Source organism: Rhizobium sp. S96 (assembly GCF_030382195.1).
GTDB lineage: Bacteria > Pseudomonadota > Alphaproteobacteria > Rhizobiales > Rhizobiaceae > Rhizobium.
The window spans coordinates 114,197-140,394 of record NZ_JAUDRY010000012.1; the positions used below are offsets into that span (position 1 = coordinate 114,197).

At 60.6% G+C, this 26,198-nt stretch carries 25 protein-coding genes and 1 pseudogene; 9 read left to right on the forward strand and 17 right to left on the reverse strand.

Going from position 1 to position 26,198, the window contains the following annotated elements:
• Nucleotides 1–270: 270 nt before the first annotated feature.
• From QTL94_RS15360 to QTL94_RS15375, 4 genes are all read left to right on the forward strand, one after another.
• Nucleotides 271–2,367: a putative bifunctional diguanylate cyclase/phosphodiesterase gene (locus tag QTL94_RS15360; RefSeq protein ID WP_289802461.1), complete on the forward strand. Its 2,097-nt coding sequence runs from the start codon at nucleotides 271–273 to the stop codon at nucleotides 2,365–2,367.
• 64 nt (nucleotides 2,368–2,431) lie between these two features.
• On the forward strand, nucleotides 2,432–3,886 hold the full coding sequence (locus QTL94_RS15365) for a hypothetical protein (RefSeq protein ID WP_289802462.1): 1,455 nt from the start codon (nucleotides 2,432–2,434) through the stop codon (nucleotides 3,884–3,886).
• 122 nt (nucleotides 3,887–4,008) lie between these two features.
• Nucleotides 4,009–7,248, forward strand: a complete 3,240-nt coding sequence (locus tag QTL94_RS15370; protein WP_289802463.1) for an adenylate/guanylate cyclase domain-containing protein — start codon at nucleotides 4,009–4,011, stop codon at nucleotides 7,246–7,248.
• Nucleotides 7,249–7,342: 94 nt separating this feature from the next.
• On the forward strand, nucleotides 7,343–8,020 hold the full coding sequence (locus QTL94_RS15375; RefSeq protein ID WP_113520796.1) for a peroxiredoxin-like family protein: 678 nt from the start codon (nucleotides 7,343–7,345) through the stop codon (nucleotides 8,018–8,020).
• A 7-nt stretch (nucleotides 8,021–8,027) separates the two neighbouring features.
• Here QTL94_RS15375 and QTL94_RS15380 read toward each other — a convergent pair whose 3' ends face one another.
• The 7 genes from QTL94_RS15380 to lgt form a co-directional block, all read right to left on the reverse strand.
• Complete coding sequence (locus QTL94_RS15380) at nucleotides 8,028–8,501, reverse strand: Kazal-type serine protease inhibitor domain-containing protein (protein ID WP_289802464.1); 474 nt, start codon at nucleotides 8,499–8,501, stop codon at nucleotides 8,028–8,030.
• 95 nt (nucleotides 8,502–8,596) lie between these two features.
• Nucleotides 8,597–9,529 carry a ribose-phosphate pyrophosphokinase gene (locus tag QTL94_RS15385; protein ID WP_065693416.1) on the reverse strand — a complete coding sequence of 311 codons (933 nt, stop codon included), beginning with the start codon at nucleotides 9,527–9,529 and terminating at the stop codon, nucleotides 8,597–8,599.
• 106 nt (nucleotides 9,530–9,635) lie between these two features.
• A complete protein-coding gene (locus tag QTL94_RS15390) occupies nucleotides 9,636–10,451 on the reverse strand; it encodes a hypothetical protein (protein ID WP_289802465.1) in 816 nt (271 codons plus the stop codon).
• A gap of 97 nt (nucleotides 10,452–10,548) precedes the next feature.
• Complete coding sequence (locus tag QTL94_RS15395; RefSeq protein ID WP_289802466.1) at nucleotides 10,549–11,700, reverse strand: M24 family metallopeptidase; 1,152 nt, start codon at nucleotides 11,698–11,700, stop codon at nucleotides 10,549–10,551.
• A 4-nt stretch (nucleotides 11,701–11,704) separates the two neighbouring features.
• Nucleotides 11,705–12,499: a peptidoglycan editing factor PgeF gene (gene pgeF, locus QTL94_RS15400; protein ID WP_289802467.1), complete on the reverse strand. Its 795-nt coding sequence runs from the start codon at nucleotides 12,497–12,499 to the stop codon at nucleotides 11,705–11,707.
• 94 nt (nucleotides 12,500–12,593) lie between these two features.
• A complete protein-coding gene (locus QTL94_RS15405; protein WP_289802468.1) occupies nucleotides 12,594–13,694 on the reverse strand; it encodes a class I SAM-dependent methyltransferase in 1,101 nt (366 codons plus the stop codon).
• 25 nt (nucleotides 13,695–13,719) lie between these two features.
• Complete coding sequence (lgt, locus tag QTL94_RS15410) at nucleotides 13,720–14,568, reverse strand: prolipoprotein diacylglyceryl transferase (protein ID WP_289802469.1); 849 nt, start codon at nucleotides 14,566–14,568, stop codon at nucleotides 13,720–13,722.
• Between the two features lie 192 nt (nucleotides 14,569–14,760).
• Between lgt and QTL94_RS15415 the strand changes: the two genes are divergently transcribed.
• The 4 genes from QTL94_RS15415 (at nucleotide 14,761) to QTL94_RS15430 (ending at nucleotide 17,092) form a co-directional block, all read left to right on the forward strand.
• A complete protein-coding gene (locus QTL94_RS15415) occupies nucleotides 14,761–15,021 on the forward strand; it encodes an accessory factor UbiK family protein (protein WP_065693422.1) in 261 nt (86 codons plus the stop codon).
• Nucleotides 15,022–15,414: 393 nt separating this feature from the next.
• A complete protein-coding gene (locus tag QTL94_RS15420) occupies nucleotides 15,415–15,915 on the forward strand; it encodes a type III secretion system chaperone family protein (RefSeq protein ID WP_065693423.1) in 501 nt (166 codons plus the stop codon).
• 1 nt (nucleotide 15,916) lies between these two features.
• A complete protein-coding gene (gene proC / locus QTL94_RS15425) occupies nucleotides 15,917–16,741 on the forward strand; it encodes a pyrroline-5-carboxylate reductase (RefSeq protein ID WP_065693424.1) in 825 nt (274 codons plus the stop codon).
• Nucleotides 16,742–16,750: 9 nt separating this feature from the next.
• Complete coding sequence (locus QTL94_RS15430) at nucleotides 16,751–17,092, forward strand: tRNA-binding protein (protein WP_289802470.1); 342 nt, start codon at nucleotides 16,751–16,753, stop codon at nucleotides 17,090–17,092.
• Here QTL94_RS15430 and QTL94_RS15435 read toward each other — a convergent pair.
• From QTL94_RS15435 to QTL94_RS15460, 6 genes and pseudogenes are all read right to left on the reverse strand, one after another.
• Nucleotides 17,086–17,619 (reverse strand): annotated as a pseudogene (locus QTL94_RS15435) (DUF1349 domain-containing protein); the annotation flags it as partial. The gene QTL94_RS15430 and the pseudogene QTL94_RS15435 sit on opposite strands and share 7 nt — an antisense overlap.
• A gap of 8 nt (nucleotides 17,620–17,627) precedes the next feature.
• The gene (locus QTL94_RS15440; protein WP_065693427.1) at nucleotides 17,628–19,004 is read right to left on the reverse strand and encodes an ATP-binding protein; all 1,377 of its coding nucleotides are present in this window, start codon (nucleotides 19,002–19,004) and stop codon (nucleotides 17,628–17,630) included.
• Between the two features lie 29 nt (nucleotides 19,005–19,033).
• Nucleotides 19,034–19,735: a response regulator gene (locus QTL94_RS15445; protein WP_113520787.1), complete on the reverse strand. Its 702-nt coding sequence runs from the start codon at nucleotides 19,733–19,735 to the stop codon at nucleotides 19,034–19,036.
• Nucleotides 19,736–20,233 carry a MarR family winged helix-turn-helix transcriptional regulator gene (locus tag QTL94_RS15450; protein WP_289802471.1) on the reverse strand — a complete coding sequence of 166 codons (498 nt, stop codon included), beginning with the start codon at nucleotides 20,231–20,233 and terminating at the stop codon, nucleotides 19,736–19,738.
• Nucleotides 20,234–20,744: 511 nt separating this feature from the next.
• Nucleotides 20,745–21,011 (reverse strand): hypothetical protein, encoded by a 267-nt coding sequence (locus QTL94_RS15455; protein WP_065693431.1) that lies wholly within the window; start codon nucleotides 21,009–21,011, stop codon nucleotides 20,745–20,747.
• Nucleotides 21,012–21,245: 234 nt separating this feature from the next.
• Entirely contained in the window at nucleotides 21,246–21,875 is a 630-nt protein-coding gene (locus QTL94_RS15460) for a DUF1236 domain-containing protein (RefSeq protein WP_289802472.1), read from the reverse strand.
• Nucleotides 21,876–22,056: 181 nt separating this feature from the next.
• On the opposite strand from QTL94_RS15460, the gene QTL94_RS15465 reads away from it, so the two are divergent.
• Complete coding sequence (locus tag QTL94_RS15465) at nucleotides 22,057–22,701, forward strand: MBL fold metallo-hydrolase (RefSeq protein ID WP_289802473.1); 645 nt, start codon at nucleotides 22,057–22,059, stop codon at nucleotides 22,699–22,701.
• A 61-nt stretch (nucleotides 22,702–22,762) separates the two neighbouring features.
• Here QTL94_RS15465 and QTL94_RS15470 read toward each other — a convergent pair whose 3' ends face one another.
• The 4 genes from QTL94_RS15470 to QTL94_RS15485 all read right to left on the reverse strand — a co-directional run bounded on the left by QTL94_RS15470 (nucleotide 22,763) and on the right by QTL94_RS15485 (nucleotide 26,170).
• Complete coding sequence (locus tag QTL94_RS15470) at nucleotides 22,763–23,176, reverse strand: BA14K family protein (protein ID WP_065693434.1); 414 nt, start codon at nucleotides 23,174–23,176, stop codon at nucleotides 22,763–22,765.
• 141 nt (nucleotides 23,177–23,317) lie between these two features.
• Nucleotides 23,318–23,533 (reverse strand): cold-shock protein, encoded by a 216-nt coding sequence (locus QTL94_RS15475; RefSeq protein ID WP_007824341.1) that lies wholly within the window; start codon nucleotides 23,531–23,533, stop codon nucleotides 23,318–23,320.
• A gap of 465 nt (nucleotides 23,534–23,998) precedes the next feature.
• Entirely contained in the window at nucleotides 23,999–24,913 is a 915-nt protein-coding gene (locus tag QTL94_RS15480) for a DMT family transporter (RefSeq protein WP_289802474.1), read from the reverse strand.
• Nucleotides 24,914–25,021: 108 nt separating this feature from the next.
• Nucleotides 25,022–26,170: a PQQ-dependent sugar dehydrogenase gene (locus tag QTL94_RS15485; protein WP_289802475.1), complete on the reverse strand. Its 1,149-nt coding sequence runs from the start codon at nucleotides 26,168–26,170 to the stop codon at nucleotides 25,022–25,024.
• Nucleotides 26,171–26,198 lie beyond the last annotated feature (28 nt).

Sequence of the window (26,198 nt, forward strand, 5' to 3'; positions counted from 1 at the left end):
ATCCTCATCCGCGTTGCCTCCAAGGGTGTCTGCGCGGACGCGTGCGCTATAGTATAGTTGTGCCGCAAAGGCAAGCTTGCTGGGAATTGCGAACATTTTTACGTGGTTTCGCCGTACCGGACGAGCGAGCGGCGAGCTTTTCGACCACTCGCGAATTCAGAAGTTGCAGCCGGTCGTCAAGATTTAACCATAGGTCGGGATTTCCTGGATCATTAAGGAATACTAATGTCGGAGTGGCTATGAGGGGATGTCTCAATCTGGTCCCTTTTGATGCTCCGTCTCTTTTCCTGCATCGCTGTTGAACACAGCCCCTCCCATCTGCTTTTTGCAACCATCATCTGCGTGCTTGGGTCGCTGTTGACGGTGAGGCTTTTCGCCAAGGTGAGAAGAACCCAGGGACTTCAGAAGCTTAACTGGCTCTTTCTTTCGGGATTTGTCGGTGGGGCGACGATCTGGACCACCCACTTCATTGCCATGCTCGGCTATCAGACGCCGGTGCTGACCGGCTACGACCCTACGCTGACGCTTCTGTCGCTGTTCATCGGCATAGCGTCGGCGATGACGGGCTTTTCCATTGCTTCCCTTTCTCGCAAGGGTGCGCTGATTGAAGCCGGCGGCGCCATCGTTGGTCTCGGCGTTGCGGCGATGCATTATGTTGGTATTGCCGGCTTTGAGGTTGCCGGGGATATCGAGTGGAGCCGGCCTTACGTCGTCGCCTCCCTCGTTGCCGCGGCCGGGTTTGGAGCGCTGGTGACCAATCGCGTCGCCAGACCCACATCGCGTTTCAGCAAGTGCGGCTCCGCCTTGCCATTGATCCTGGCGATCGTATCCACGCATTTCATCGGCATGGCCGGTATGACGATCGTGCCTGATGCGACGGTAACCGTTTCGCGCGAGATCCTCTCGGTTGGGGTCATGACCAGCCTTGTCGGAGCCGTGATGGTCATCATCCTCCTGCTTGGCGCATCGACCTATATCATCGACATGCAGTCCACGGTCGCCGCCGTTGCGCGGTATCGGCATCTGTCGCTTCATGATCCGCTCACGCATCTTGCCAACCGGGCAGGGCTGAACGAGCACCTGCCGCTGATGATCAAGAGCCTGAACGACATGTCGAGCAACATCACGGTGCTGAGCTTCGACCTCGATCGCTTCAAGGAGATCAATGACGTTCACGGGCACGCTGCAGGCGATGCCGTGCTGCGGGCGATCGGCGAACGGCTGGCGAAGATAACCGACAAGGGACAGTTCGCCGCGAGAGCAGGCGGTGACGAATTTGTCGTCGTCATGCGTGATCATGTCGTCCGCTCGGAGGCCACGGCGCTCGCCCAGCGCATTCTCGATGAGGTTGAGCGGCCTGTCGAATGGAACGGCCAGCTGCTTTCCGTCGGGTCGAGCATCGGTATTTCAAGCTTCCCCCACCAGGCCCGGACGATCGACGATCTGCTGTCGCAGGCGGATGTCGCCATGTACCGCGCGAAGGCGACGGCCGGCAGCAGCATCTGCTTCTACGATCCTTCGATGGACGAAGCCGCGCGTGCGCGCAATGCCTTGGCGATGGAGATGCGCGAAGGCCTCAAGCGCGGCGAGTTCACACTGTTCTACCAGCAGCAGAACGATACCGTGAGCCGGGAGGTGGTCGGTCTCGAAGTCCTGTTGCGGTGGAAGCACTCGACGCGCGGTTTCGTTTCGCCCGGCGAGTTTATCCCGATCGCGGAAAAGACGGGTTTCATCATGGAGCTTGGCGAGTGGGTCTTGAGGACGGCTTGCAGCGAAGCGGCGAAATGGCAGAACCCACTTGGAATTGCCGTCAACGTCGCGGCGCAACAGCTTGCCGACAGCCGACTGCCGTTGATCGTGCAGCAGATCCTGGCGGACAGCGGCCTGGCGCCTTCACGCCTCGAGCTCGAGATTACGGAATCCGGCATTGTTGCCGACCATGCGCATGCCCTGAACGTGATCCGGCGCCTGAAGGCGCTTGGCGTCAAGGTGGCGATGGACGATTACGGGACAGGCTACTCGTCGCTGTCGACGCTGCAAAGCTTCCCCTTCGACAAGATCAAGATCGACCGGGCCTTCATCGACGGCGTGGTCAGCAACAAACAATCGGCGGCTATCGTCCGTTCGACGCTTATTCTGGCCCAGAGCCTGGATATTCCTGTTCTTGCCGAGGGCGTCGAGCGCGAGGAGCACATCGATTTCCTGCGCCGCGAGGGGTGCTTGCAGGTGCAGGGGTTCCTGTTCGGAAAGCCGATGCCACGCGAGGAGATCGAGGCGCTGGTCAATGCCCAGCCCGCTCGCACCGATGCGATCGCTACGGAAAATCAAGTCGTTATGCGCGAGCCTCCACAGGAGGCTGCCGCCTGACCCTGGGTTGACATCGTGCCACTACCGACCTCACATACGCGCTGGTTGGGGAAGGGAAATTGGTATGCAGCTCAATGTCGTAACCGCCGCTGGCGCCATCATGCTCGGTTTCGCTTCGGCGGCGTCTGCCGTTGAAATCAATCAGAGCGGTGCCGATGCGCTCAAGGGCAATCTCACCAGGCTTCTGCCCAAGGAGGTTGCGCCGAACCGCGCCATCACGGTCAAGCCGGCCGGTACCCGCTACGAGATCATTTCCGATTTCGAAAAGATGCTGAAGGCGGCGCGACCGGCGAATTTCGCCATCAGCGGTCTCGTGCCATGGTCCATTTCCGCGACACCTCAGGACGATGGCCTCTGGAAGCTCGAGGGCAATAATGCCCTCGATGTGACAGGACATTTTTCGGTGGCCGGACAGCCGAGGACCGACTTCACCTACGTGATCGGCTCCGCGATCTTCAGCGGTATTTTCGATCCTGCCATCAGCTACCTTCGTTCCGGCGACTTCTCGACCAAGGCGCTTCGCTTCACCTCGAAAACAGCTGCCGAGAACGTTGCCGTTGCTCTGGACAGCTCGACCTACAAGCTGACATCGTCGCCGAGTTCTGCCCCTGAGCGGACGAATTTCGCGGTCAGCGGAACAGCACTGGGGTTTGTCGAGACCATCGGAGGTCACGAGATTCCACCGGTCGAAATTCGGGCGGACTCGCTTGACCTCGCGGCTGCGGTCAACGGCATCAAGGCAAAGGAAATCCGCGATATCGTCGTGTTCATCCTTGATCATGCCGAGACCGAGAAGCTCAAACCAGCCGATAGTGATACTCTGAAGACGATGCTTCGCAACGCGTTCCCGCTGGTAACGAGCCTGAACGAGACCATCGGCGTCAACAATCTCACCATATCAAGCACCGGTGGCAACGGTGGCGCAAAGAGCCTGGACTACAACGTCGCGCTCGATGGCCCGACCAACGCGATGCGGTTCGGTTTCGGCATGTCTGCTCGGCAGATCAGCTTCGACAGTCCCCTTGTTCCGGCAGCCTATTCGGCCTTCCTGCCGGATGCGCTGCAGATGCAGTTCGCCCTTTCGGATATGGATTTTACGGCATTCAGCGAGGAGTTGTTGAAGGCCGATTTCAATCAGGACAAAATGTCTGACGACAGCGGCAAGGAGGCTGCCCAGAAGCTGTTCAAGGACGGGAACCTCGTGATGGAGTTCCCGAAGATTGCCGCTTCCTCCAGCGTTTATGACGCAGAGATCTCCGGGACGGTGCGCGGGCGGCTTGATAATGAGAAGGAATACTCGATGGACGCGACGATCCTCGCGCGCGACCTCGACAAGACGATTGCCGCCGTGCAGGACCTTGCCAAGAGCAATCCCGATCTCAATCAGCTGTCGTTCGGTCTGATGATGGCGAAGGGTTTTGCCAAGACTGACCCGGATGGCCGCCAGCGGTGGGAGATCAACGTTGCCCCTGATGGCGCGGTGTCGGTGAACGGGCAGGTGATCAAGGGTGCTGAATAAGCCTGCTGACTGACGATGCCGGTGGGCACAACGTTCCGCGATAGTCCTTGCAGGAGCGGTGCTGCGGGTTCATTGTGAGGCAGAAGTGCGGGCCGTGAACCCGCGCGGTCGGGGCCATTCCAATGGATTGTGCCGCTTGTGGTTTTGCCATCGAGAGCGGCTTTGCGTTCTGCCCGAAATGCGGCGCAAAGCAACCGATCTCCTGCGCTGCCTGCGGCGAGGCTTGCCAGCCGGATTTCGCATTCTGCCCGAAATGTGGCACGCCGATCGGCGGTTCAGCCACCCGCGTCGTGGCACGGGACGCCGTTGTACCAAAAGCCGTGGCCACGGCATCCGTGGAAGACGGTGCTGACCGCCGGATGCTGACGGTCCTCTTCGCCGATCTCTGTGGGTTCACGACGCTGAGCGAGAAAACCGACCCTGAGGTGATGCGTGCGCTGCAGAACGAGCTTTTCGAAGAGTTGACGCGGGCGGTGGAGGATTACGGCGGATTTGTCGACAAGTTCGTCGGCGATGCGCTTCTTGCGCTTTTCGGCGCTCCCACGGCACATGAGGACGATCCGGCCAGGGCGCTTGGTGCGGCGCTGGAAATGACGGCTGGAGCCGCTCGCGTGGGCGCCAGATGGCCGGCCCTTGCGAACATGCCCCTGCAGCTGCATATCGGTATCAACACCGGGCCCGTTGTCACCGGTGGCTTCGGAGCGTCGGCGTCGCGTTCCTATTCGGTAACGGGCGATACGGTCAACACGGCGCAGCGCCTGCAATCCATGGCGGGCGCGGGCGAGATCCTGGTCGGTGCGTTGACACACCGCTTCACGCGCCATGCCTTCTCGTTCGAAAGCCTCGGTTCGCAGGTGCTGCGCGGCAAGACCGGCAACATTCACGTTCATCGCCTGATCGCGCCGCTGGATACGCCCAACGCCGCGCGTGGCCTGGAGAGTCTCGGTTTGCATGCCGAGATCGTGGGACGCGACGCGGAACTGGCGCGCATGGGCTCATGCCTGGGCCTTGCCTGCGCCGGCAGAGCGCAACTCGTCCAGCTTGTCGGCGATGCCGGGATCGGCAAATCGCGTTTGGTGAAGGATTTCCTGGGATCGATGTCCAGGGACGAGCGGTTTCGCGATGTCGTGGTGCGACGTGCGGTCTGCTCGCCGCTTGGCGATCAGTCATATGGCACATTGGCATCCGTGTTGCGCAGCGCATACGGGATCGCGGAGCGGGAAAGCCCAACGCGCACCGCCGAGTTGCTGACGGCGGGCTTGCGCGATCTCGGCTTTTCCGAGGAAGACATCGGGGAGCTGGCACCGCTTCTCTTTTCGGTTTTCGGTTTTGGCGATCCGGGCGATGCCCTTCGTCATCTGGAACCAGAACAGCTGCGGCGGCAGATCCTCTATGCCACCCGCACCATCATCGAGCGGCGGCTGTCGCTGAGCCCGCTGCTGCTTGTGATCGAGGATCTTCATTGGGCCGATTCCGCCTCGGTGGAGGCGTTGCGCTTCGTGATGGACCGGCTTGAATGCACGCGCCTTATGATGCTGACCACCGGCCGGTCATCGACGGAAAGCGAAGGATTGGCATCCAGCCGAACGAGCGGAACCGTGCTCCGCCTGCTGCCGCTTTCGGAGACTGACGGCGAAACGCTTCTAGCCCAATACTTCGGGGGCAGGGATGCCATACCGGCGGATGTGCGGTCAGGGATCCTGACGAGGGCGGGAGGCAATCCGCTGTTCATCGAGGAAATTGTACGCGCATTGATCGAGACCGGCACGCTGAGCTTCAGCGATGGCACCTGGTCTGTGGTGGGCAGCGAGGTCGGCTCGGAGATACCCGTGAGCTTGCAGGCAATGCTGCTCGCCCGCGTCGACCGACTCTCGCCCGAGATGAAGCGGCTGGCACAGGAGGCGGCGGTTATCGGCCCACGCTTCGACGTGGCCCTTCTCAGGGACATTGCCTCTGATCCGGTGCGTCTTGACGCCGGGCTGGACGGCCTTTGCCAGGCTGAAATTCTGGAGGAAACGGAGCATCGGCAAATAAAGGGTGTGGCGGGTTATGCCTTCAAGCAAAGCCTTCTGCATGATGCCATTTACAGCAATCTCCTGCTGCAGCGCCGCAAGGCACTGCATGCTCGTGTCGGCATGGCACTCGAGCGGATGCACCGCGGTATGCCGTCCCGCCTGGAAGATACCGCCCAACTCGGCCGCCATTTCTGCCTGGCGGACGAAACCGGCAAGGGCGCCCGCTACCTGATGGCTGCCGGCGATCTGGCGCGAAAGACCTACGCTAACGACGATGCGATGCGGCTCTATCGGGAGGCGCTCATGGCGGTCGAAGGCGATGCAAGCACGATGTCGGAGCGGCTTGCGCTGCTCGAACGTGTTGCGGATCTATGCGGTCCTGTCGGCGCGAGGGACGCAGCGCGGGACCATTATGGGCGGGCGCTGGCGATCTTCCGGGAAGCCGGCGAGAGGGCTGCTGCGGCCCGCGTGCTCCGCAAGCTCGGGCGTCTCAATCTGGATGCGGGCAAGAGGGATCTGGCGGACGCCGCCTATGCGGAGGCAGCGTCGATGCTGAGCGATGCCGACGCGCCCATCGAGCTTTCGCATCTTCTGCAGGAGCGCGGTCATCTCGCCTTTCGCATGGGCGATCATGTCGTGGCCGCCGGCTGGGCGGATGATGCGCTATCCTGCCTTGATGCGGCGGGCTGTGCGACGGCCGAGGCTGCCCAAGCGCGTGCGGAGTCCCTCAATACGAAAGGGGTCGCGCTGGCGCGGCTTGGGCGCCGCCGGGAGGCGGTGCAGGCAGTCGAACACAGTCTCAAGGTTGCCGAGGATGCCGAACTGCTGGGGGCAGCCTGCCGGGCCTATGCCAACCTGGGTGTCCTCTACACGATCGTGGACCCGGCACGCGCCATCGACGTCTGCCGACGTGGGCTCGATGTTGCCGAGCGGATGTCCGATCTCGGCTTCCAGGCGCGGCTTTACGCGAACCTTGCCGTCGCTTGCTGCACGTTCACAGACAACTGCGCCAGCGAGGGGGTCCCGGCTGCGGAGAAAGCGATTGAGATCGACCGTGCTCTCGATCAGCGCGACCACCTTGCCGTGCCCTTGATCGTGCTGGGGCAGATCCATCAGTGTCACGGACAACCGGGTCTTGCGCGTGGCTTCTATGAAGAGGCGTTGCGGCTTGCGCTCGAAATCGGCGAGCCGCAGCTCTTGTTTCCGTGCTATGATGGCTTGGCGACCCTGAATTTGGAAAAGGACGATATGGCGGAAGCTGAGCGGTATTTTACGCTGGCTCAGGACATTTGTACGAAGCACGGCCTGGACCCTGACGCCTTGGTGGTTTTGCCTTTTCTTGATTGAACGAGCGCCGTCTGAAGGTGAACACGCAACGCCGCGTGCAGGTTTTCCTCGTTCTACGCGGAACATGCCTGACGTACAGGCAAAGGAGGGTGTCATGCCGGAAATTCAACGCGACAAGCCGCTGCAACCGGGCGACCGTGCCCCAAATGTTGTTCTCGATGCGATCACGCGCCAGGGCAAGGTTTCCATCGACGATTTTCGCGGCCAGAAGCCTGTTCTCGTCGGGCTGTTTCGCGGGCTTCACTGTCCCTTCTGCCGACGCCAGATCGCGGCCATGGCCACTCTTGCCGGCGACCTGCAGGAGAAGGGGGTGGAAAGCCTGACGATTGTCAACACGCCGATCGAGCGGGCCCGCATGTATTTCCGTTATCACCCGTTGCCCAACCTGTTGGCGGCGTCCGATCCGGATCGCGTGTCGCATCGGGCATTCGGATTGCCGAATATCGAGTTCACGGAATCAGAGACACAGTGGCCTTACAAGGTCAGCCTGAGTGCGATGACCTCAATGAAGGTCGATATGCCGGAGCTGCCGGAGCCGATGAATTTCATGGCGGCCACGGAATATCTCGACAATGCCGACGGCTACGAATTCACCGATGAGGACAAGAGCATGATCGCGACGGGCGAGGGACAGCTTGTCGGCGAATTCCTGCTGGATCGCGACGGCTTTGTCAGGTGGTGCTTCACCGAAGTTGTCGATGATGGGCGCCGCCTGTTCGGTGTACCGGCGCCGCAGGAGGTGATGTCCGCGGCCTCAAATATCGCGGCCTAGCCATTCCTCAGCGGCACTGGCCGTTGCCGATGATGCTGAAGCCGCCGTTGCGGGCCTCGCAAGCGTTCGGGAATGTCCGCGTTTGGGGCCCGCGCTGTGCGCAGACAGGCCGGTATTCGCGGGTGCAAATCCCTGCTGGACGCTCCGGATGCGTGGGTTCTGGCCTACCCGGACGGGGCGGCTGGGGCTGAGGCCTATGCGGCGGCATTGGCGTGACCGGTGGCTGCCGGCGGCATTCTCCGTGGCCGATGATGGCAAAGCCATTGCTGCGCGCCTGGCAGCTGTTTGCGAATGTCTGTGTTCTTCCGCCACGCTGCCCGCAGACCGGTGCGTATTCCATGGTGCACATCTGCGTTTGCGGCGGACGCGGGCGTGGTGGTGGACGCGAGTAGCCGGGATCGACATCCACGGTGCACGCCGCCAGTATCGGCGCAAGAAGGAACAGCGACCATTTCTTCGGCGATATCAACCCGGCAAACATCGTCGTTCCTCCTTCAAACTTCGCGCAGAACGTAGCCGAAGTCGCATTGGGTGGAAAGCCCAAAGCTCTGCAATCGTTGCGATTTTGGCAATGCCTCAGTCGAACAGGCTGGAGACGGACTCTTCCTGGCTGGTACGGTTGATCGCTTCGCCGATCAGGTTTGCCGTCGTGACAACACGGATGTTGTGCGCGGACTGCACCGCGGTCGTCGGCTGGATCGAGTCCGTGATGACGAGTTCGCGAAGCTTGGAGGACGTCACGCGAGTGACGGCTCCGCCGGACAGGACGCCATGCGTGATGTACGCCGTGACGCTGGTGGCACCGTTCTTAAGCAGGGCTTCGGCAGCGTTGACCAGCGTGCCGCCGGAATCCACGATGTCGTCGACCAGAATGCAATCCTTGCCGGTCACGTCGCCGATGACGTTCATGACTTCGGATTCACCCGGGCGGTCGCGACGCTTGTCGACGATCGCCAGCAGACAGTCGAGCCGCTTTGCGACGGAGCGGGCGCGTACGACCCCGCCAACGTCGGGCGAAACGACCATGACGTTGCTGATATCGTAGTTCGCCTTGATGTCGCGCGTCAGGATCGGCACGGCATAGAGGTTGTCCGTCGGAATATCGAAGAAGCCCTGGATCTGACCGGCGTGCAGGTCGAGCGTCAGAACGCGATCGGCACCGGCTTCGGTAATCAGGTTCGCAACGAGCTTGGCGGAGATCGGCGTGCGCGGTCCGGGTTTCCGGTCCTGGCGAGCATAGCCGAAGTAGGGCAGGACGGCCGTGATGCGGCGTGCCGACGAACGACGCATGGCGTCGATCATGATCAGCAGTTCCATCAGGTGGTCGTTTGCCGGAAACGAGGTGGACTGCACTAGGAAAACGTCCTCGCCGCGGACATTTTCCTGGATTTCCACGAAGATTTCCTGGTCGGCAAATCTCCGGACGGTTGCTCTGCCCAAAGGCACATTGAGATAGTTGCAGATCGCTTCGGCGAGATGCCGGTTCGAATTGCCTGCGAAAACCTTCATCTTGGTCCGCCTGTTACCTGCTGATAGCCGCGCTTTTTAGCCAGCTTGTTCCCGAATGCAAGCGTAAAGGCGTCGAACGCCCCCATATTTCCAAAATGCTTGTGGCTTAACCGCCACGTGTTTCGCGCCAGGACGAAAACTCGCTGATCGTTCGCGACGCAATTTGCTGCATGACCGACGCCGGGACGGCGGCCCAGGGATCCTGCGCTGCCGACGGTACACTCTCCTGTCCCTGGATGCGGTGCAGGCGGGCGCCGCTGTTATCAAGCACATCCCAGACATAGACGACCGTGACCTTGCCGCTGTCGGAAAACGCGGAGAGATAGCCCTTCAGGATGTAGGAGCTGCTGTTGTCGTTGGAACTCTTGATCGAAAGTCCATGGGACCGGGCTTCGGTGCCGAGTTGCCGCGAAAGCGGCGTCACCGCCTGGACGGGAGCGCCGATGATCGGAAGGAAGCGCACGGTCGCGTCGCGGCTCGCGCCGGGGTTCACGGCCGCCGTGTGGGTTTGCGGCGGGGGCGCTGCTCGCGCCGGCTGCTCGATCATGTCCTGCTCTTCGGCTTCGGCATTGGACACCGGTTCCGACAGGGTCTGGGTCTGGATGCGCGCGGATGCAGGGGATACGGGCGCCTGGTTTTCCAGCGCGAGGGCTTGTTCGTCCATCGTCGTCTGCGGTGCGCCAGTGCCGGGCCGGTAATCGGGCTGCGCGTAACCGCCGCGTCGCGGCTCGGCGGCGAAAGCCTGCCTGCGCGGCGTGGTGCCCGCCATGCGTTCGACGTCGTTCTGGGTCACTGGAGACGAACGGACGCTGCCCGAGGTGTCGCCGATGTCGACCAATGGCGTCAGGGCATCCGTGGTATTGCAGGCAGACAACAGGGCAATACACGAAAAGAGCGCGGGCGCTGTCGCAAGTCGCGTCATCCCTCGTTTCGTCCTTCCATCATGCGTGTCAGCCCCGGCTGACTTTATGACGGTCGCGGCTGCCTTATGTCAATTGCGGATTGTTGCCGGTGTGGCGTCAGACGCCGATGAAGTCCAGCGGATGGCGGGAGAGGGCGCGTGGCTCGCCTTCGGTCGTCAGGTAAGTCTGGCCGAGCGTCATGGCTGTTCCCGTATCCGAATCCATGATGATCATGTGCACGAACAGCGACATGCCGGGCTCGATCGGCTGCGGGTTGCCGACATGGAACATCTGGTGCTCCATCCAGGACGGTGAAAAACGGGCGCCGAGTGAATAGCCGCAGGCGTTCAGTCGGTGACGGGCGAGCCCGCGCTCGTCCATGATCTTGGCGTGCATGTCGAAGACATCGCCAAAAACATGTCCCGGTTTCAAAACGGTTTCGATTGCCTGGATGGTTTCGAGGCAGGCATTGTAGAGTTCGCGGTGGCGATAGCTCGGCTCTCCGACGACGATCGTGCGCATCATCGCGGCGTGGTAGTGCGCATAGGCGCCCGCCCACTCCAATGTCAGCTGATCGTTATCGCCAAGCTTCCTGCGACCGGCTTTGTAGCGGCAGAGAAGCGCGTCTTCGGCCGAGCCGATGATAAACTCGTTGGCCGGGTAGTCGCCACCGCCAGCAAACACGGCGCCCTGCATGGCAGCAAGGATATCTGCCTCGTCGGCGCCGGGCTTGGTCAATGCAATCGCAGCATCGAGCGCGTCGTCGGCAAGGGCCGCCGCCCGCTCGACATAGACAATCTCGGCGGGGCTCTTGACCAGGCGCAGGCGGCTGACGAGGTACGAGGCATCGACGATCTGGCCGAAGGCCGTCAGCTGTGCGTCCAAGAGGTGGGCGATCCGCCCGGTCATGCCATGCGTGTCATATTCGACGCCGATGCGAGCGCCGAGCAGGTCCATCTCCACCAGCAGATTTTTCAAGTCCACCGTCGGATCGGCATTCACGCGGTCGACCCAGACGTGAACGTTCTCCAGGATAGACGTGTGCTTCGCCTGCCGGAGGTCGGCCGAGCGCGTGATCAGGGCCATCGTCCCGTCGGCCTTGACCACGAGCGTCTGGAAAAAGCAGTAGCCGAACGTATCGTAGCCGGTCAGCCAGTACATGCTTTCCTGAGCGAAGAGCAGAACGGCGTCCAGCTTCTCTTCCCGCATCTTGTCGGTCAGGCGGGCGAGGCGAACCGCAAATTCAGGCTTCTCGAAGTGTAGGGCCATGCGTTCAAATCTCCCTGATGGCGATCGCCGATATCTGTCGACCGTAGTCCGGCTCATTGTTGTGCGTCGTGCGACGGTAGGAAAAGAAGCGCTCGCTGTCCGGGTAGGTGCAGAGCCCCAGGCTTTCCGCGCGAACACCCGCAGCCCGCAGCCTGTCGACTGTCAGGGCGGGAAGATTGAACATCGAATGGCCCGGTTTCGACGACGCGACGAAATAGCGTTCGTATGACGGGTCTTGGTTCAGGAAGCGCTCGACAAACTCCGGGCCGACCTCGTAGCTGGCCTGGCTGATCGACGGGCCGAGGCAGGCCGTGATGGTTGCGCGGTTTGCGCCCAGCTTCTCCATGGCGTCGATGGTGTTTTCCAGCACGCCCGTAAGCGCACCCTTCCAGCCGGCATGGGCGGCGCCGACAACACGATGTTCCGGATCGGCAAACAGGATTGGTCCACAATCGGCGGCCAACACACCGAGCGCTATCCCTGGTGTAGCCGTAACCAAAGCATCGGCGGCCGGGCGTTTGCCATCATAGTCATCATCGACGACGACGACATCGGGCGAATGAACCTGGTGGACCGTTGCCAGCCGTTCGACAGGAAGGTCAAACCAGTTTGCGACGCGCCGACGGTTCTCGTTGACCTTCTCGCGTTCGTCGTTGGAGCCGAGGCCGACATTCAGGCCGCGGTAGATGCCATCGGACACCCCGCCGAGCCTGGTAAAATAGCCATGAAGGATCGCGTCACCGGTCGCGGCGTTCAGCAGCGCGCTTTGGATCGGTACCGGGAAGAGCGCATCTGTCATCTGTCATTCCAAGATTATTCTGCAAGTCTGCCGCGCCCGTGCGGCGAAGCAGGTTTCTGTCGGGCCGGATGTTGGCCCAGCGGCGCGCGCCCTGTCAATCCACAGCGCGGAACGGCATCAGGTCTACCGCGGGATGTGAAACGGCCATCACCTTGAAGAGTTCCCCCATCTTGCCTTCGCCTTCGCCGACAAGGCGGTCAACGGCGGTCTGGATGATCTGCTGGGTGCGGGGCTCGCGATCACGGCCAAGGGCCGCCGCCCGCTCGAGAATGCCGAGGCCAACCAGGAAATCGCCCTGGCGCAGCATTCCGTTCACATGCAAGCCGGCGGAAACGGCCGTTTCGGCAAGCGCCTGGAAATCGACATGGCTGGTCAGGTCGGCTTCGCCCGGGTGGGCGAGCGGCGGATCGAACTCATGCATGCGCACGGCCTGAAGGGTGTCGCCGAAGCCGGTGACGAGATGGCCGTAGTCGAGCGCGAGCGCGGTACCGCCGAGGCGCTTCAGCCTTTCGCTGATCGCCAGCATGACCGACTGGCGGGCCGGGGCGATCTCGAACATCGTTCCCACCGGCATCGACGATGCCTGTTCGGGGAGAAGGGCAGGGTCGATCCCGGCCACGCCGGCACCGAAGGACAGCTCGTCGTCCGCATCGATACCGACCATGCGCTCGCGAAAGCCTGTCGGCGTCTTCACGAACTGACGAAATGGTATGGCATCGAACAGCTCATTGGCCGCGATCAGCGTGAAGCCGGGGGGCACATCGTCGAAATCTTGGTGCCATTGGATATGGCCGGCGTAGGCTGCCAGGGTCTCCTGCTGCACATCGCTCAGGCGCTCGCTGGTTTCGACGAGATGGATCGTCATGTTCTCGAACAGCGGTGGCGCGAGGCGGGCGATGACGCGGAGCATGTCGGCCATCATCGTGCCGCGTCCGGGGCCGATTTCCACCAGCCTCACGCCGGTCGGCGCCCCGTGACGCTGCCATGCGTGCACGATAAAGACGCCGATCATCTCGCCAAAGAGCTGACTGACTTCAGGTGCCGTGACGAAATCCCCGGACCGTCCGAAGGGTTCGCGTGTCCTGTAGTATCCGTAGTCGGGATCAGCCAGGCAGAGCGAAAAGTAGTCCGTCACGCTGATTGGCCCATTGGCCTGGATGATCGCCTTGATCTTCTCACCGAGTGCGGTGGTCATGGTTCTCCTCCTCCGATAAACGCGATCAGAGCTGCGGAGCAGCCTGACGACGGGCACGGATCATCGCCCAGACACCCAGCAGGATCATGGGAGACGAGAGCACCATGCCCATCGTCAGCCAGTCCGTGCCGAGCAGGTAGCCGAGCTGAGCATCGGGTTCACGGAAGAATTCGACGAAGATGCGCGAGAGCGCATAGCCGCAGACGAATACACCGGTGATGAAGCCTGGCGCCTTCAGCGCGCGGAATGCGTAGATCAGCACTGTCAGGACGATCAAGAGCGTGATGCCCTCGAGGCCGGCTTCGTAGAGCTGGCTGGGATGGCGTGCAAACGGTCCGCCGCTCGGGAAAACGACGGCCCACGGCACATCCGTCAACCGACCCCAGAGCTCTCCATTGATGAAGTTTGCGATACGGCCGCAGAAGAGGCCGATCGGCACTACGGCTGCGACGATATCGAAAAGGCTCCAGAGCGGGATGCTGTTTCGGCGCGCGAAGATGATCATCGCGATCGTCGTGCCGGTCAGCCCGCCGTGGAAGGACATGCCGCCGTTCCAGATCTGGATGGCCCGGATCGGGCTCTCGATCACCGCAGGCATGTCGTAGAACAGAATGTAACCAATACGCCCGCCAAGGACGATGCCGAGCGCGACCCAGACGATGAAATCATCGAGTTGCGCCCTGGAAATCGGCGATACGTTGCCCGGCCATAGCTTATCGTTGCCGGCGAGCATACGCGCATAGTACCAGCCGAGCATGATGCCGGTGACGTAGGCCAAGCCGTACCAGTGAACGGCGATAGGTCCGATCGAGAAGGCGATCGGATCAATGTTCGGGAAAGGCATGATCGCCAGTAGATTCGCTGCTGTCGGCAAGGTGTTCCCATCCGTTGATGTGGGCGGAAGATGGCGCTGCCATAACAGGCGGTCAAGTCGATTGTTAGTGATGGATAATGAGAGGGGGCGCTTATCCAGAGCAAAGCGCTTGCATCCTTAACGGCGAAGCCCTACCTCATTTCACAGAGCCGCAAGCGGCCGCACGCTATAGATTAAAGGGAGTAAGCCGCCATGACGACTGGAGCAAACCGCATCATGGACGAGTTCGCCAAGCTGATGACCGATGCCGCCGGCGCGGCCCAGGGCGTCCGCAAGGAAATCGAAACTGCCTTCAGCGCACAGGCCGAACGCTGGCTGAACAGCATGGACATCGTGAAGCGCGAAGAATTCGAGGCTGTTCGCGAAATGGCGATCAAGGCGCGCGACGAAAACGATGCTCTTCTGGCTCGTATTGCCGCGCTGGAAGCAAAACTCGCCGCCAAAGGTAAGTAATCCCATTCTGAGACAGGCGGCGGTGTGGCCTTTAAGAGACACACCGCGGCTACAGCCGAAAATGCAGGTCGCGTTATCCACCTGTGGACACTGCCAAAAAAGCCAATGGGCAGAGTCGTTTAAACCCTCCTTCTGAATCCAATTCCCAACACCTTTCCACAGCGCCGTTCCCGAAAAGGGCCCTCTGGGGGCTGGCGTGCCGTCGAGCCCGTTATACACTGATTTTAAATGATGATTCGAAGCGCCTGGTAAGCTCCGGACAGGGTGACTGCGTTAGTCTGGCGTTGGTTCAACGATCATCTGGGTTGGTGGTTTCCGGTAGTTGCGTGTGTTCTTTCTTGTGTCCCCGTTGACGAAGTTGGATCGCATTCACTCCGGTCAAGAAGGTGCTGTATGAGCCTCATGGAATTGGAAGTCGAGCGTCAGTCAAACCCGGTCGATATGATCGAGTATGTCGCCGCGAACAACGACTGGGCTTTCGAACGGTCTGGCGATGATGAAATCGCGATGACAGTCGAAGGCAAGTGGACTGATTACCACGTCTCCTTTTCCTGGATGGAAGAGTTCGAAGCCCTGCATCTTGGCTGCGCATTCGACGTCAAGGTGCCGGATCAGCGGGTCAACGAAGTTACGAAGCTGCTCGCCGCGATCAACGGTCAGGTGCTGATGGGGCATTTCGACCTGTGGCGCCAGGAGGATGTCATCATCTTCCGCCAGTCGCTTCTGCTTGCCGGCGGCGCCGAGCCGACAAACCGCCAGGTCGAGGTCCTTCTCGCCAGCGCGCTGGACACCTGCGAGGCCTATTACCAGGCATTCCAGTTCGTGATCTGGTCCGGCATGGACGCGAACCGCGCCATGGAAGTCGTTTTGTTCGAAACCGTGGGTGAAGCGTAATATGTCGTCTGCTGTCGTCTCTGTCGGCCGAATTGTTCTCGTTGGTGCCGGCAATATGGGCGGGGCGATGCTCTCCGGCTGGCTCAAGAACGGTGTTCCGGGATCGTCCGTGGTCGTCATCGATCCGGGCCCTTCGGCTCCGATGATGGAGACCATTCGCGCTGCGGGTGCGACGCATCTGACGGCGGCTCCTGCTGACCTCAAGGCCGATGTGCTGTTTCTCGCTCTCAAACCGCAGGTGATGGACACGGTTTTGCCTTCGGTGAGGAGTACCGTGGTTTCAGGTACGGTCGTTGTCTCCGTCGCTGCTGGCAAGACGCTCGGTTTTCTTGAAAAGCACCTCGGCGAAGCTGCCATGGTTCGTGCCATGCCGAACACGCCGGCCATGGTTGGTCGCGGCGTTACCGGTGCTTTTGCGAATGCGCATGTGACTGAAGCGCAGCGCGAACAGGTTCATGCGTTGCTGCGCGTGTCGGGCCCCGTCGAGTGGGTGCCTGCTGAAACCGATATTGATGCTGTGACTGCTTTGTCGGGCAGTGGCCCGGCCTATGTGTTCTATCTCGTGGAGTGCATGGCAGAGGCAGGCCGCAAACTTGGTCTGCAGGCGGACCTTGCCATGCGTCTCGCGCGGGAAACTGTCGCGGGGGCTGGTGAGCTTTTGCATCAGTCCCCCGACGACGCTTCTCGGTTGCGCCAGAACGTGACCTCGCCGGGCGGCACCACTGCCGCCGCGCTTTCGGTGCTGATGGCGGACGACGCAATGCAGCCGCTGTTCGACAAGGCGCTTGCAGCCGCACGCAAGCGCGCTGAAGAGCTTGCTGGCTGAGGCGATACCATGGCTGAAGAGATCACCTATGCCGATTTCGAGCGTGTCGACATTCGCGTCGGCACGATCATCGAGGCGAGCCCGTTTCCGCAGGCGCGCAAGCCAGCGATCAAGTTGCTGATCGATTTCGGACCAGAGATCGGCGTCAAGAAATCGTCGGCCCAGATCACGGTTCACTACACGATTGAAAGCCTTGTCGGGAGACAGGTGCTCGGCGTCGTCAATTTCCCGCCACGCCAGATCGGGCCTTTTATCTCCGAGGTTCTGACGCTTGGCTTCGAGGACGAGGCAGGGGCGATCGTGCTTGCCGCGACAGACAAGCCGGTGCCGAACGGCAAGAAACTGATGTGATCGAAGCCCGCGCGCTGCGGCGAACAAAAGACCGGCCCGACCGACACGTTCCTGAATGCCGGATCGAACCAGGCAAGCCGAGCCATCCGCAATTCGTTCATGCCATCGGTTCGGTATTGCACGAAGAGCGCATCGCCGTTTCTCGTCGCTCTGACCGTTATCCTGTCGAAATCATGATCGAGGCGAAAGGCTGACCAATCCGAATTTCCGTTGGTGACAACGACACTGAAATGCCTTGCACCATCGGTGTATTCGATACCGCATTTCATCCAGTGGGTAGCGTCAGCGCGTACCATGAGACCGGCCTGGTCGTACAGGGCCTCATATCTGGCGGAAAAGGTGACCTCCGCGGTGAAATCACCGCTTCTTTCCTGGTGCAGGAAATGCCCGTCATCCCGATGGAAGCCGTAGTAGGTCCCTTGCCAGAAATCGGTCTTTTCGCCCGATCGGACGAGAAGGGCTCCATTCCGCTCTTCAGCGAAGGCCGGCGGATTGAACCATGTCATTGCCGTGGTATCGATGCCCATCCGCAACCTCAAGCCGGCAGGCGGATGGTTGCGCGCAGGCCACCCAGCGGGCTATCGCCGAGCGTCACGTTGCCGCCGTGACTGCGGGCAATATCGCGGGCGATAGCAAGGCCAAGTCCTGTTCCAGAGGCATCCAGATTGCGCGCCTCGTCGAGGCGAAAGAATGGCTTGAAGACGTCTTCGCGGTTGGCTTCCGGGATCCCGGGGCCATCATCGTCGAAGATGACGGTCAGCCATTTGGCGCTGTGCTTTGCTTCGATGTTGAGCGTCTTCGCATAGCGGCGGGCGTTGGAGGCGAGGTTCGTCACCAGTCGCGTAAAGGCATTCGGCCGGACGAGGATCTCGTCGTCGCCGTCGATCGTATAGGTCATCGTCTTGCCATTCAGGGCGAAATCGGGCGCGAGCTTTTCAAACAGCTCGCTCAGCTTCAACTGGCCAACATCTTCTTCGACCTCGCTACGGGCGAAGGCCATGTAGGCTTCCAGCATCGACTGCATATCGTTGATATCGTCGTTCAGCCCCTGCAGGTCGGCGTGATCGCCGGCGAGAGCGAGCTGAAGCTTGAAACGCGTCAGAATGGTTCGCAAGTCGTGACTGACGCCTGTCAGCATCGCGGTGCGCTGCTCGATCTGCCGCTCGATGCGTTCGCGCATCAGAATGAATGCGAGACCGGCACGGCGCACTTCGTCGGCGCCGCGCGGATAGAACGTCTCGTCCTTCTGCCCCTTGCCGAAGCTCTCGGCGGCGGCGGCCAGTGCCTGGATCGGGCGGATCTGGCCGCGCAGGAAGAGGATGGAGATCCCGATCAACACCAGCGACGCGGCCACCATCCAAACGATGAAGATATGCGTGTTCGACGCGTAAGTCTGGTTCCGCTTGGCAAGCACGCGCAAGATCTTGTCCTTCAACTTGATGCGAATCTCAACCAAGCTGGAATCGCCGACGGTATCGATCCAGAACGGGCGCTTGATCTGATCGCTGATCTCGTCGCTCAAGATCCCGTCGAGGATCGAGAAGAAAGGTTTGACGCGCGGTGGGGGCAGGTCGCCATCCGGTTCGACCGACACCTGCAAACCGAGCTGTTCGCGGGCGATGCGGGTCGCCGTGCTGTAGTCGCTATCCTGGGGATAGGTTTCGATCATCTGGATGATCGCCGCGATATCGCGGGTCACGCCCATCGAAAGGCGCTGGGTGACCATCTGCCAATGGCGTTCCATGAACAGCGCAGCGACGACCGACTGCAGCAGCACCATCGGGATGATGATGATGAGAAGCGAGCGGACGTAGAGGCCCGTCGGTAGCTGATGGCGGAACCAGCGGCTTAGCCATCGCCATCCGTGGGCGGGCGAGCGGTCCTCGCGGCGCAGGGAGTCGAACGTCACCATCTAAGTCGCAGGGTCCTGACGTTGGGGCTTCAATCGATGCTCAGCCGGTATCCTATACCACGAACCGTCTGGAGCCAGACCGGATTTGCGGGATCGTCTTCTATTTTGCGGCGGAGGCGGTTGATTTGCACGTCGATCGTGCGCTCACCGACATCGACATCGTTGCCGATGAGCTCGTGGCGCGGAATGGTGTCGCCGGCGCGCTTGGCAAACAGAAGCATGATTTCCTGCTCGCGATCCGTCAGGCGCACGATCTCGGAAGCCTTCTTGAGCTCCTTGCGCGTTAGCGAGAACGTGTACGGCCCGAACATCACCTGTTCGATCTTGGGTGCGTCGTTCGAGACGTTGCGCCGCAGGATGTTGTTGATGCGCAGAACGAGTTCGCGCGGATCGAAGGGCTTGGACAGGTAATCGTCGGCGCCGGCTTCGAGGCCGGCGATGCGGTTGCCGGATTCCGCCAGCGCCGTCAGCATGATGATTGGCACGTTCTTGATCGAGCGTAAGCCCTTGGTGACGTCTATGCCGGACTCGCCAGGCATCATCACGTCCATGACGATCAGATCGAAGTCGAGGCCCGTGAGTTTGCGGCGCGCTTCGGCGCCGTCCGCAGCCACCGTCACCCTGAAGCCGTTTTCGGTCAGATAGCGGTTGAGCAGCGCACGAATGCGCGTGTCGTCGTCCACAACCAGCAAATGCGCCGCATCATCTGATATAACTGTCTTGACCGCCATTCAGTCCGCTTTCGAGTTCTTTGTGTTCCGCATGCCACTCAGAAAGGCCTTCACACCTTCCCGTATCTCCGGAGAAGCTCCGTCGAATGCTCTTTCAATACGGCGCGATTGCGGCTCTGCCAGTGCAAAGGCAAGCTCGCGCCCTGTCTCTGTCGGATAAAGCTTCCGCTGCCGCCTGTCCTCTGGACCCGCGATCTGGCGAATATACCCCGAATCGATGAGTTGTTTGAGTACCCTTGCGAGACTCTGCTTGGTAATCTTCAACGTATCCAGCAGATCGGCAACGGTCATGCCGGGATTGCGGTTAACGAAATGTACAACGCGGTGATGCGCGCGCCCGAAGCCGCTTTCCGCCAGGATAGCATCCGGGTCGGAAACGAAGTCGCGATAGGAGAAGAACAGCAGCTCGATGATGTCGAAATCGATGGTATCGGTGTTTTCCATCGGCATCTTCAATGGCTCAGGCTTCGCGACTTTCGGGCTGCTCTGTCGTGCCAATTTGGCATTTCCTTTCGTTTTCGACGTTGTCCTGAACGATCCAAATCATGCCAGCAATATTGGCGCAATTTGCGAGATTGTTCACTCCTCCTGGCTTCGCGAAGCGAAAGAGATCGGGCTTCCACCGAAACTCAACCGCATTCGCGACGCCGCTGACGCAACGTGCGATTTCCCCTGTGTCCGTGGATAAGACGGAACCGGGATAACAATCAACAGTCCCGTGCAAGGGGCGGGGCGCGCATCGCGGTTTCGAGTTCCTTTTGGCGCCGGCGGCAGTAGGCGGCAATGGCCAGCGCTATCCCGACCGCGGCGAAGAGGCGATCGAGCGACTGGCCGCTAGCGAGATGCGAGGGCGTTTCGGGGCAGCCGAGCGAATCAGACTGGTGCGGGGCCAATATCTTCCTCAGCGACCCGAATCCCGTTCGGATCCTTCGCGGCTGCTGCCGGTGATGGAACAGAGAGCTTACGGCCAGTGCATCTTTGGATGGCCAGCCGTTTGCCTGAGCGCCTGTTATCTTGCCTTGGCGGCGACGGCGCCGACGATCGTCGACAGGATGCCGCCGCCGATCAAGCCACCGATGCCGTCGGCGATCAGCCCTGTCATCTGGGCCTCGCCACCGAACATGCTGAGCAGTATGCCGCCGCCGATCCCGCCGACGGCGCCAGCGATCGTTCTGGCAACGGCGTTGATCGCGACCTGCTTCAGCGCGGCGCTTGCGACATTGCCGCCGACCGCGCCGGCAATCACCTGGGTAATGAGTGGTATCAGAGCTTCCATGATTCCCTCCTTGCGTTTCCTCAAACGCATCGCCGGCTGCGCGATCTCGATGATCGCCAGCCATACAGGCGATCCGGCGTCCGATGGGAACAGGGATATCGTCTGAATATCAGTATTTTAGCATATGCGGGTGCAAAGTGAAATGGATGGCAACCCATACGTGAGAATTTTGTGTGATGCCGCTCACAGAAAAGGCGGCCATGTGGCCGCCTTGATAGGTCAGAGTTTCAGACCTTAATTGTAGACATACACGATCCGTCGTGTGCCTGGATCGACCAGGACCGGCCTGTTGTTGATGCGTGCATAACGGTACTGGTAGTCAGGGACTTCCTGGAACGTAACGCTTGCCGGCACCTGCGCTCCGACCACGACGTCACCACCAAGATCGATCGTCTGACCCGGATTGGTTTCGATGTAGGTCGTGACGTTTGCTGGCGGCTCTATCGTATCAACTGAGCCGACCGGGCCGAGCAACTCGTCGCCGGGTGCTGGTTCAGCCTGCGCCACATCGGTCTGGGCGACGCTTGCCGTCGATTCATAGGTCACGACAGGCACGCCGAGGTCCTGCTGGTGTTCTTCCACCACAACCGGGCTGCCGCCCTGATCGACTTCAAGATACTGGGCGTAAACCCAACCACGCATGCCGTTCACGTCCACGCGACACCATTTGCTACCCGCGACGCAGCCATCAAGGATCGTCTGGGAGCCGCGCGTCGCAACGCCGACGGCCGGGTATTGCGTGCCGGGACCAGAGCGGATTGTCATGTCATTGATGGCCGTCGCCGCCATTTCTTCCGCCCGGCCAAGCCCGGCGCTTGCCGCCAGAATCACGCCTGCCAGGAAAAGATTTCGCTTCAAGGTCATCTTGGTACTCCTTGTTTCCGATAGGTTGGTAACGCCCAAGGGAAGGGGAGGTTCCGCCCGTCCACGATGCCTGCCGCTGCGCGGGGCGGTGTCGCTTTACGCTGTGTTCGAAAAAATGCCGGCTGCGTACGCACGCGTTTCCGACTATACCGCGTCATCATAGATATGAAGCGAGGCACTCATGAGCATGCTCCAGGCTGGCATTATTCCGGTGACGGCATTTCAGCAGAACTGCACGATCCTGTTCGATCCCGAGACCAAGGAGGCCGTGGTCGTGGACCCGGGCGGCGACGTGCCAAATATCCTGCAGGCGGTGAAAGAGAACGGATTCGTCGTCAAGGAAATCTGGTTGACCCATGGCCATCTCGATCATGCCGGCGGGGCCAAAGAGCTCAAGGAAGCGCTCAGCGTCGATATCGTCGGGCCGCACGAGGATGACCTTCCGCTGCTGCAGCGGATCGAGACGCAGGCGCAGAAGTACGGCCTCACGGGCATGCAGAACGTCGTACCGGACCGCTGGCTGAAGGATGGCGACACCGTTTCGCTCGGAGAGCATGCGTTCGAGGTCTACCACACGCCGGGTCACGCACCTGGCCATGTGATCTACTTCAACCGGGCGCAGAATTTCGCGCATCTGGGCGACGTGCTGTTCAACGGCTCGATCGGCCGCACGGATCTGCCGGGAGGTAATCACGAGCAGCTGCTGGAATCGATTCGCGACAAGGTGCTTCCGCTGGGAGACGAAGTCGGCTTCATCTGCGGGCACGGCCCGGGCAGCCGAATTGGCGACGAACGGCGCAACAACCCGTTCCTGCGCGGTATCTGACCTCAAAACAAAAGCGCCGCTGAAAAGCGGCGCTTCGTCATTTGCCTGCCGGGTTATGGCATCAGCTGGCGACGCAGAAGTGGCTCATGCCGTCGTTGCCGATAAAGGTGCCGCTACGCGGATCGAACGAGCGGTAACGATAAGAGCAATAGCGTTCCCACTGCGGCGTCCACGGCTCAAGTTCTGCGCGGACAGGGACCGGACGGTAGTAGCGCGGCGGAGGTGCGGCGTAGACCGGCGCATCGTCGTATGCATATGGCGGATCGATGTAGCGCGGTTCGTCGTAACGTGGAGCAGCAATAGCCGAGCCGACGATCAATCCCGTAGCAAGGCCAACTGCGCCGCCGACGAGCGCATCGTTGCCGTGATTATAGTGGCGATGATGCCAGTCATCTGCCGATGCTGTCGCGATCGACGAGAATGTGATGGCAGCAGCTGTTGCCGTCAGAAAGAGAGTTTTGGCGATGCTGTTCATCGTGTCCTGTCCTGTTTCAACTGATTCCGGCTTGCACCTTGATGATGGCAAGGTAAGGGCCAGCTTGTGAATACAGGCTGAACGATAAAACCCGGCATTCCTGCCGGGCTTCAACTCGAAATCACAGCGTTGGCTAGGATATCAACCTGAGATCTGCAGGTTGACCGCCTTGGGGCCCTTGCCGCGGCGATCCGGCTCCGTGTCGAAGCTTACCTTCTGATTCTCCGTCAACCCGGCCAGGCCAGAAGCCTGAACCGCAGAAATGTGAACAAAGATGTCAGCGCCGCCCTTGTCCGGCTTGATGAAGCCGAAACCCTTGTCGGTATTGAAGAATTTTACAGTGCCAGTCTCGGCCATGCGTCAGGTCCTTTTATCTCTGCCCGCCATCCACACGGGCAGCATCACTGATATTGCCTCCTAGCGGAGACGTTAGCAGGCAATTATTGAATTGTGAGAAAAAGGTCCCCTCTAACTCAGCCGAGTTCACCGCGGGGCTGTCGCCCGCTTTATCGGAACCGACTGACCGGAATATTAGCGTCTCCGGCGCGCACATTCTTAAGGACTTCCCATGCTCGCAAAATGCCCGAACGCCGTGAGAGTGCTGCGATTATTGGTATTTGGCAAGCAAAAGTTTTTTAACCCCTTGATGCTCGCAAAGGCAATCTAACTGCCATTTGACGCCTCTGACGCAAAAAATCGCTCATCAAAAGCTGTTGATTAACGTTTTATATCGTCAGCAATATAATCTGTGAGCAGATTTTGCCAAAAATGCAACGCTAGGGCGACTGCGCTTTTTCTTCACTTTTTTCTAAAATTCGCCGATCAACCCAGATTTGGACTGGATTTTAGCCCCTGCAACGCCCTTCTGCGAGCTAGCTCAGGGACAATTTCAACTAGAAGCATCGCCAGGAACATCAGCGCGCAGCCGACATAACCAAGTGCCGGCATCGTCTCGTTGAGGAGGAGCGCGCCGAGCGACGCGCCGAAGAGCGCCTCGGATGACAGGAAGATCGCAGCCTGGGAGGGCGTGGTGTAGCGCTGCCCGATGATCTGCAGCGAGAAGGCGACGCCAGACGAGAAGAGACCGACGTAGAGGATCTCGGGTGCTGCGCCACGGATGGCTTCCCAGCTGATCGGCTCGGTCACGATAGCGACCGCCAGCGCGCAGGCACCGGTAATCGCAAACTGCGCCGTCGAGAGGGTCAGCGGTCGCCCGGTCTCCGAGACAGTTGTTCCTGCCAGCGTAATCTGTCCTGCCCAGAAGACGGCGCAGACGACCGTCAGCAGATCGCCGGTCGACAAGGCCGACAATTGGCCACCCGACAGAAGGTAGATACCGGATACGGCCATGATCGCGCCCGGCCAGATGATCCAATGCGGCGAGCGGCGCAGGAAGACTACGGCGATCAAAGGTACGAAGACCACGTAGAGCCCGGTAATGAAGCTCGAATTGGTCACCGTCGTCGTCTGCAAGCCGAGCTGCTGCGTGGCTGCGCCGCCAAAGAGCGCAAGACCCGTCAGCAGATAGAGCGTCAGATGGCGCGGCGACGTCTTCGCCGTGGCCTTTCGCGATTCCCGCAACATGAAGGGAAGGACCGCAACGGCTGCGATCAGGAAGCGCAGACCGATGAACCAGAACGGACCGATTGCTTTCATGGCCGTCGACTGCGCGACGAAACCGCCGCCCCAGATGGCAGCTGCAAGCAATAGAAGAAGGTTCGCCTGAATGCGCGTCATTTCATCCTCGATTTGGGGAAGAAGCCGAATGCGGCGACGGTTACCAGTTGCCTTCGATTTGAGCAAGGGTCGGTGCCTTGCAGCATTGCCGCGGCAGGTTTTTCCGGTTCAACCGTTGCCGCCCGGTCCGCGCGACACGCGTAGCAGCGCGCCGTTGTCTTCGTCCGTCACGATCAGCAGCGCTCCGTTAGGAGCGATGACGATATCGCGCATGCGGCCGTAGGAACCGTCGAACATCCGCTCCTCGGCGACAAATGCTCCAGTGTCATCGCGCTGCATCCGCGACAGCAGCTGGAATTTCAGCGCCGCAACGAGGAAGTCGCCGTTCCATTCGGGAAACATCTTGCCGTGATAGATTGCCAGCGCGCCCGGAGCGATCGATGGATCCCAGTAATAGAGGGGCTGCTCGAGCCCCTCCTTGGCGGTGCCTTCGCCGATCTCTGCGCCGGAATAGTCGCGGCCGTAGGTGATGATCGGCCAGCCGTAGTTTTTGCCGGGCTCTATGCCATTGATCTCGTCGCCGCCACGGGCGCCGTGTTCGACCGTGTAGAGCTTGTCATCGGCTGCATCGAAGGTGATGCCTTGCGGATTGCGATGGCCTTTCGACCAGATCTCCGGAAGCGCCTTTGCGCCGTCCTTGAACGGGTTGTCATTCGGTATGCTGCCATCGGCATTGATGTGAACGATCGAGCCGGCGTCGTCGTGCCAGTCCTGTGCCCGATCCCGGTCGCCGCGATCTCCGATGCTGATGAACAGCGAACCGTCCTTGGCGATAGCGATCCTGGAGCCGTATTGGATGTTGCCGCTCGTGAAGCGCTTCATGGTGAAGATGGCCTTGACGTTCTCAAGCGTCGTTTCATCCGGGGAGAGGGACGCGCTGAAGGCCTGGGTTCCGGAGCCCTCGGCATTCGTCGTGGCCGCCGTGAAGTAGATCGTCCGCGTTGTCGCAAAGTCGGGCGCAAGTTCAACGTCAAAAAGGCCGCCCTGGCCTCTGTCGCTGACCTTCGGGACGCCGGCGATCGGGGCGGAGAGCTTGCCGTCGCGGATGACGCGCATCCGGCCCGGGCGTTCGGTCACGAGGTATGCGCCGTCGGGCAGCACTGCAACGGCCCAGGGGTGCTCCAACCCATCGACTATGGTCTCGACCTGGACCTCGACCTTCTTCGTGTTGACGATGTCGGCCGCGAAGATCGGGGAGGCGAGGCTGCCTGCTACTATCAACGCTATTCCAAAACCAAGGTCTCGAAGTCTTTTCATGATCCACCCTGCCGCATGTCTGAAGAAA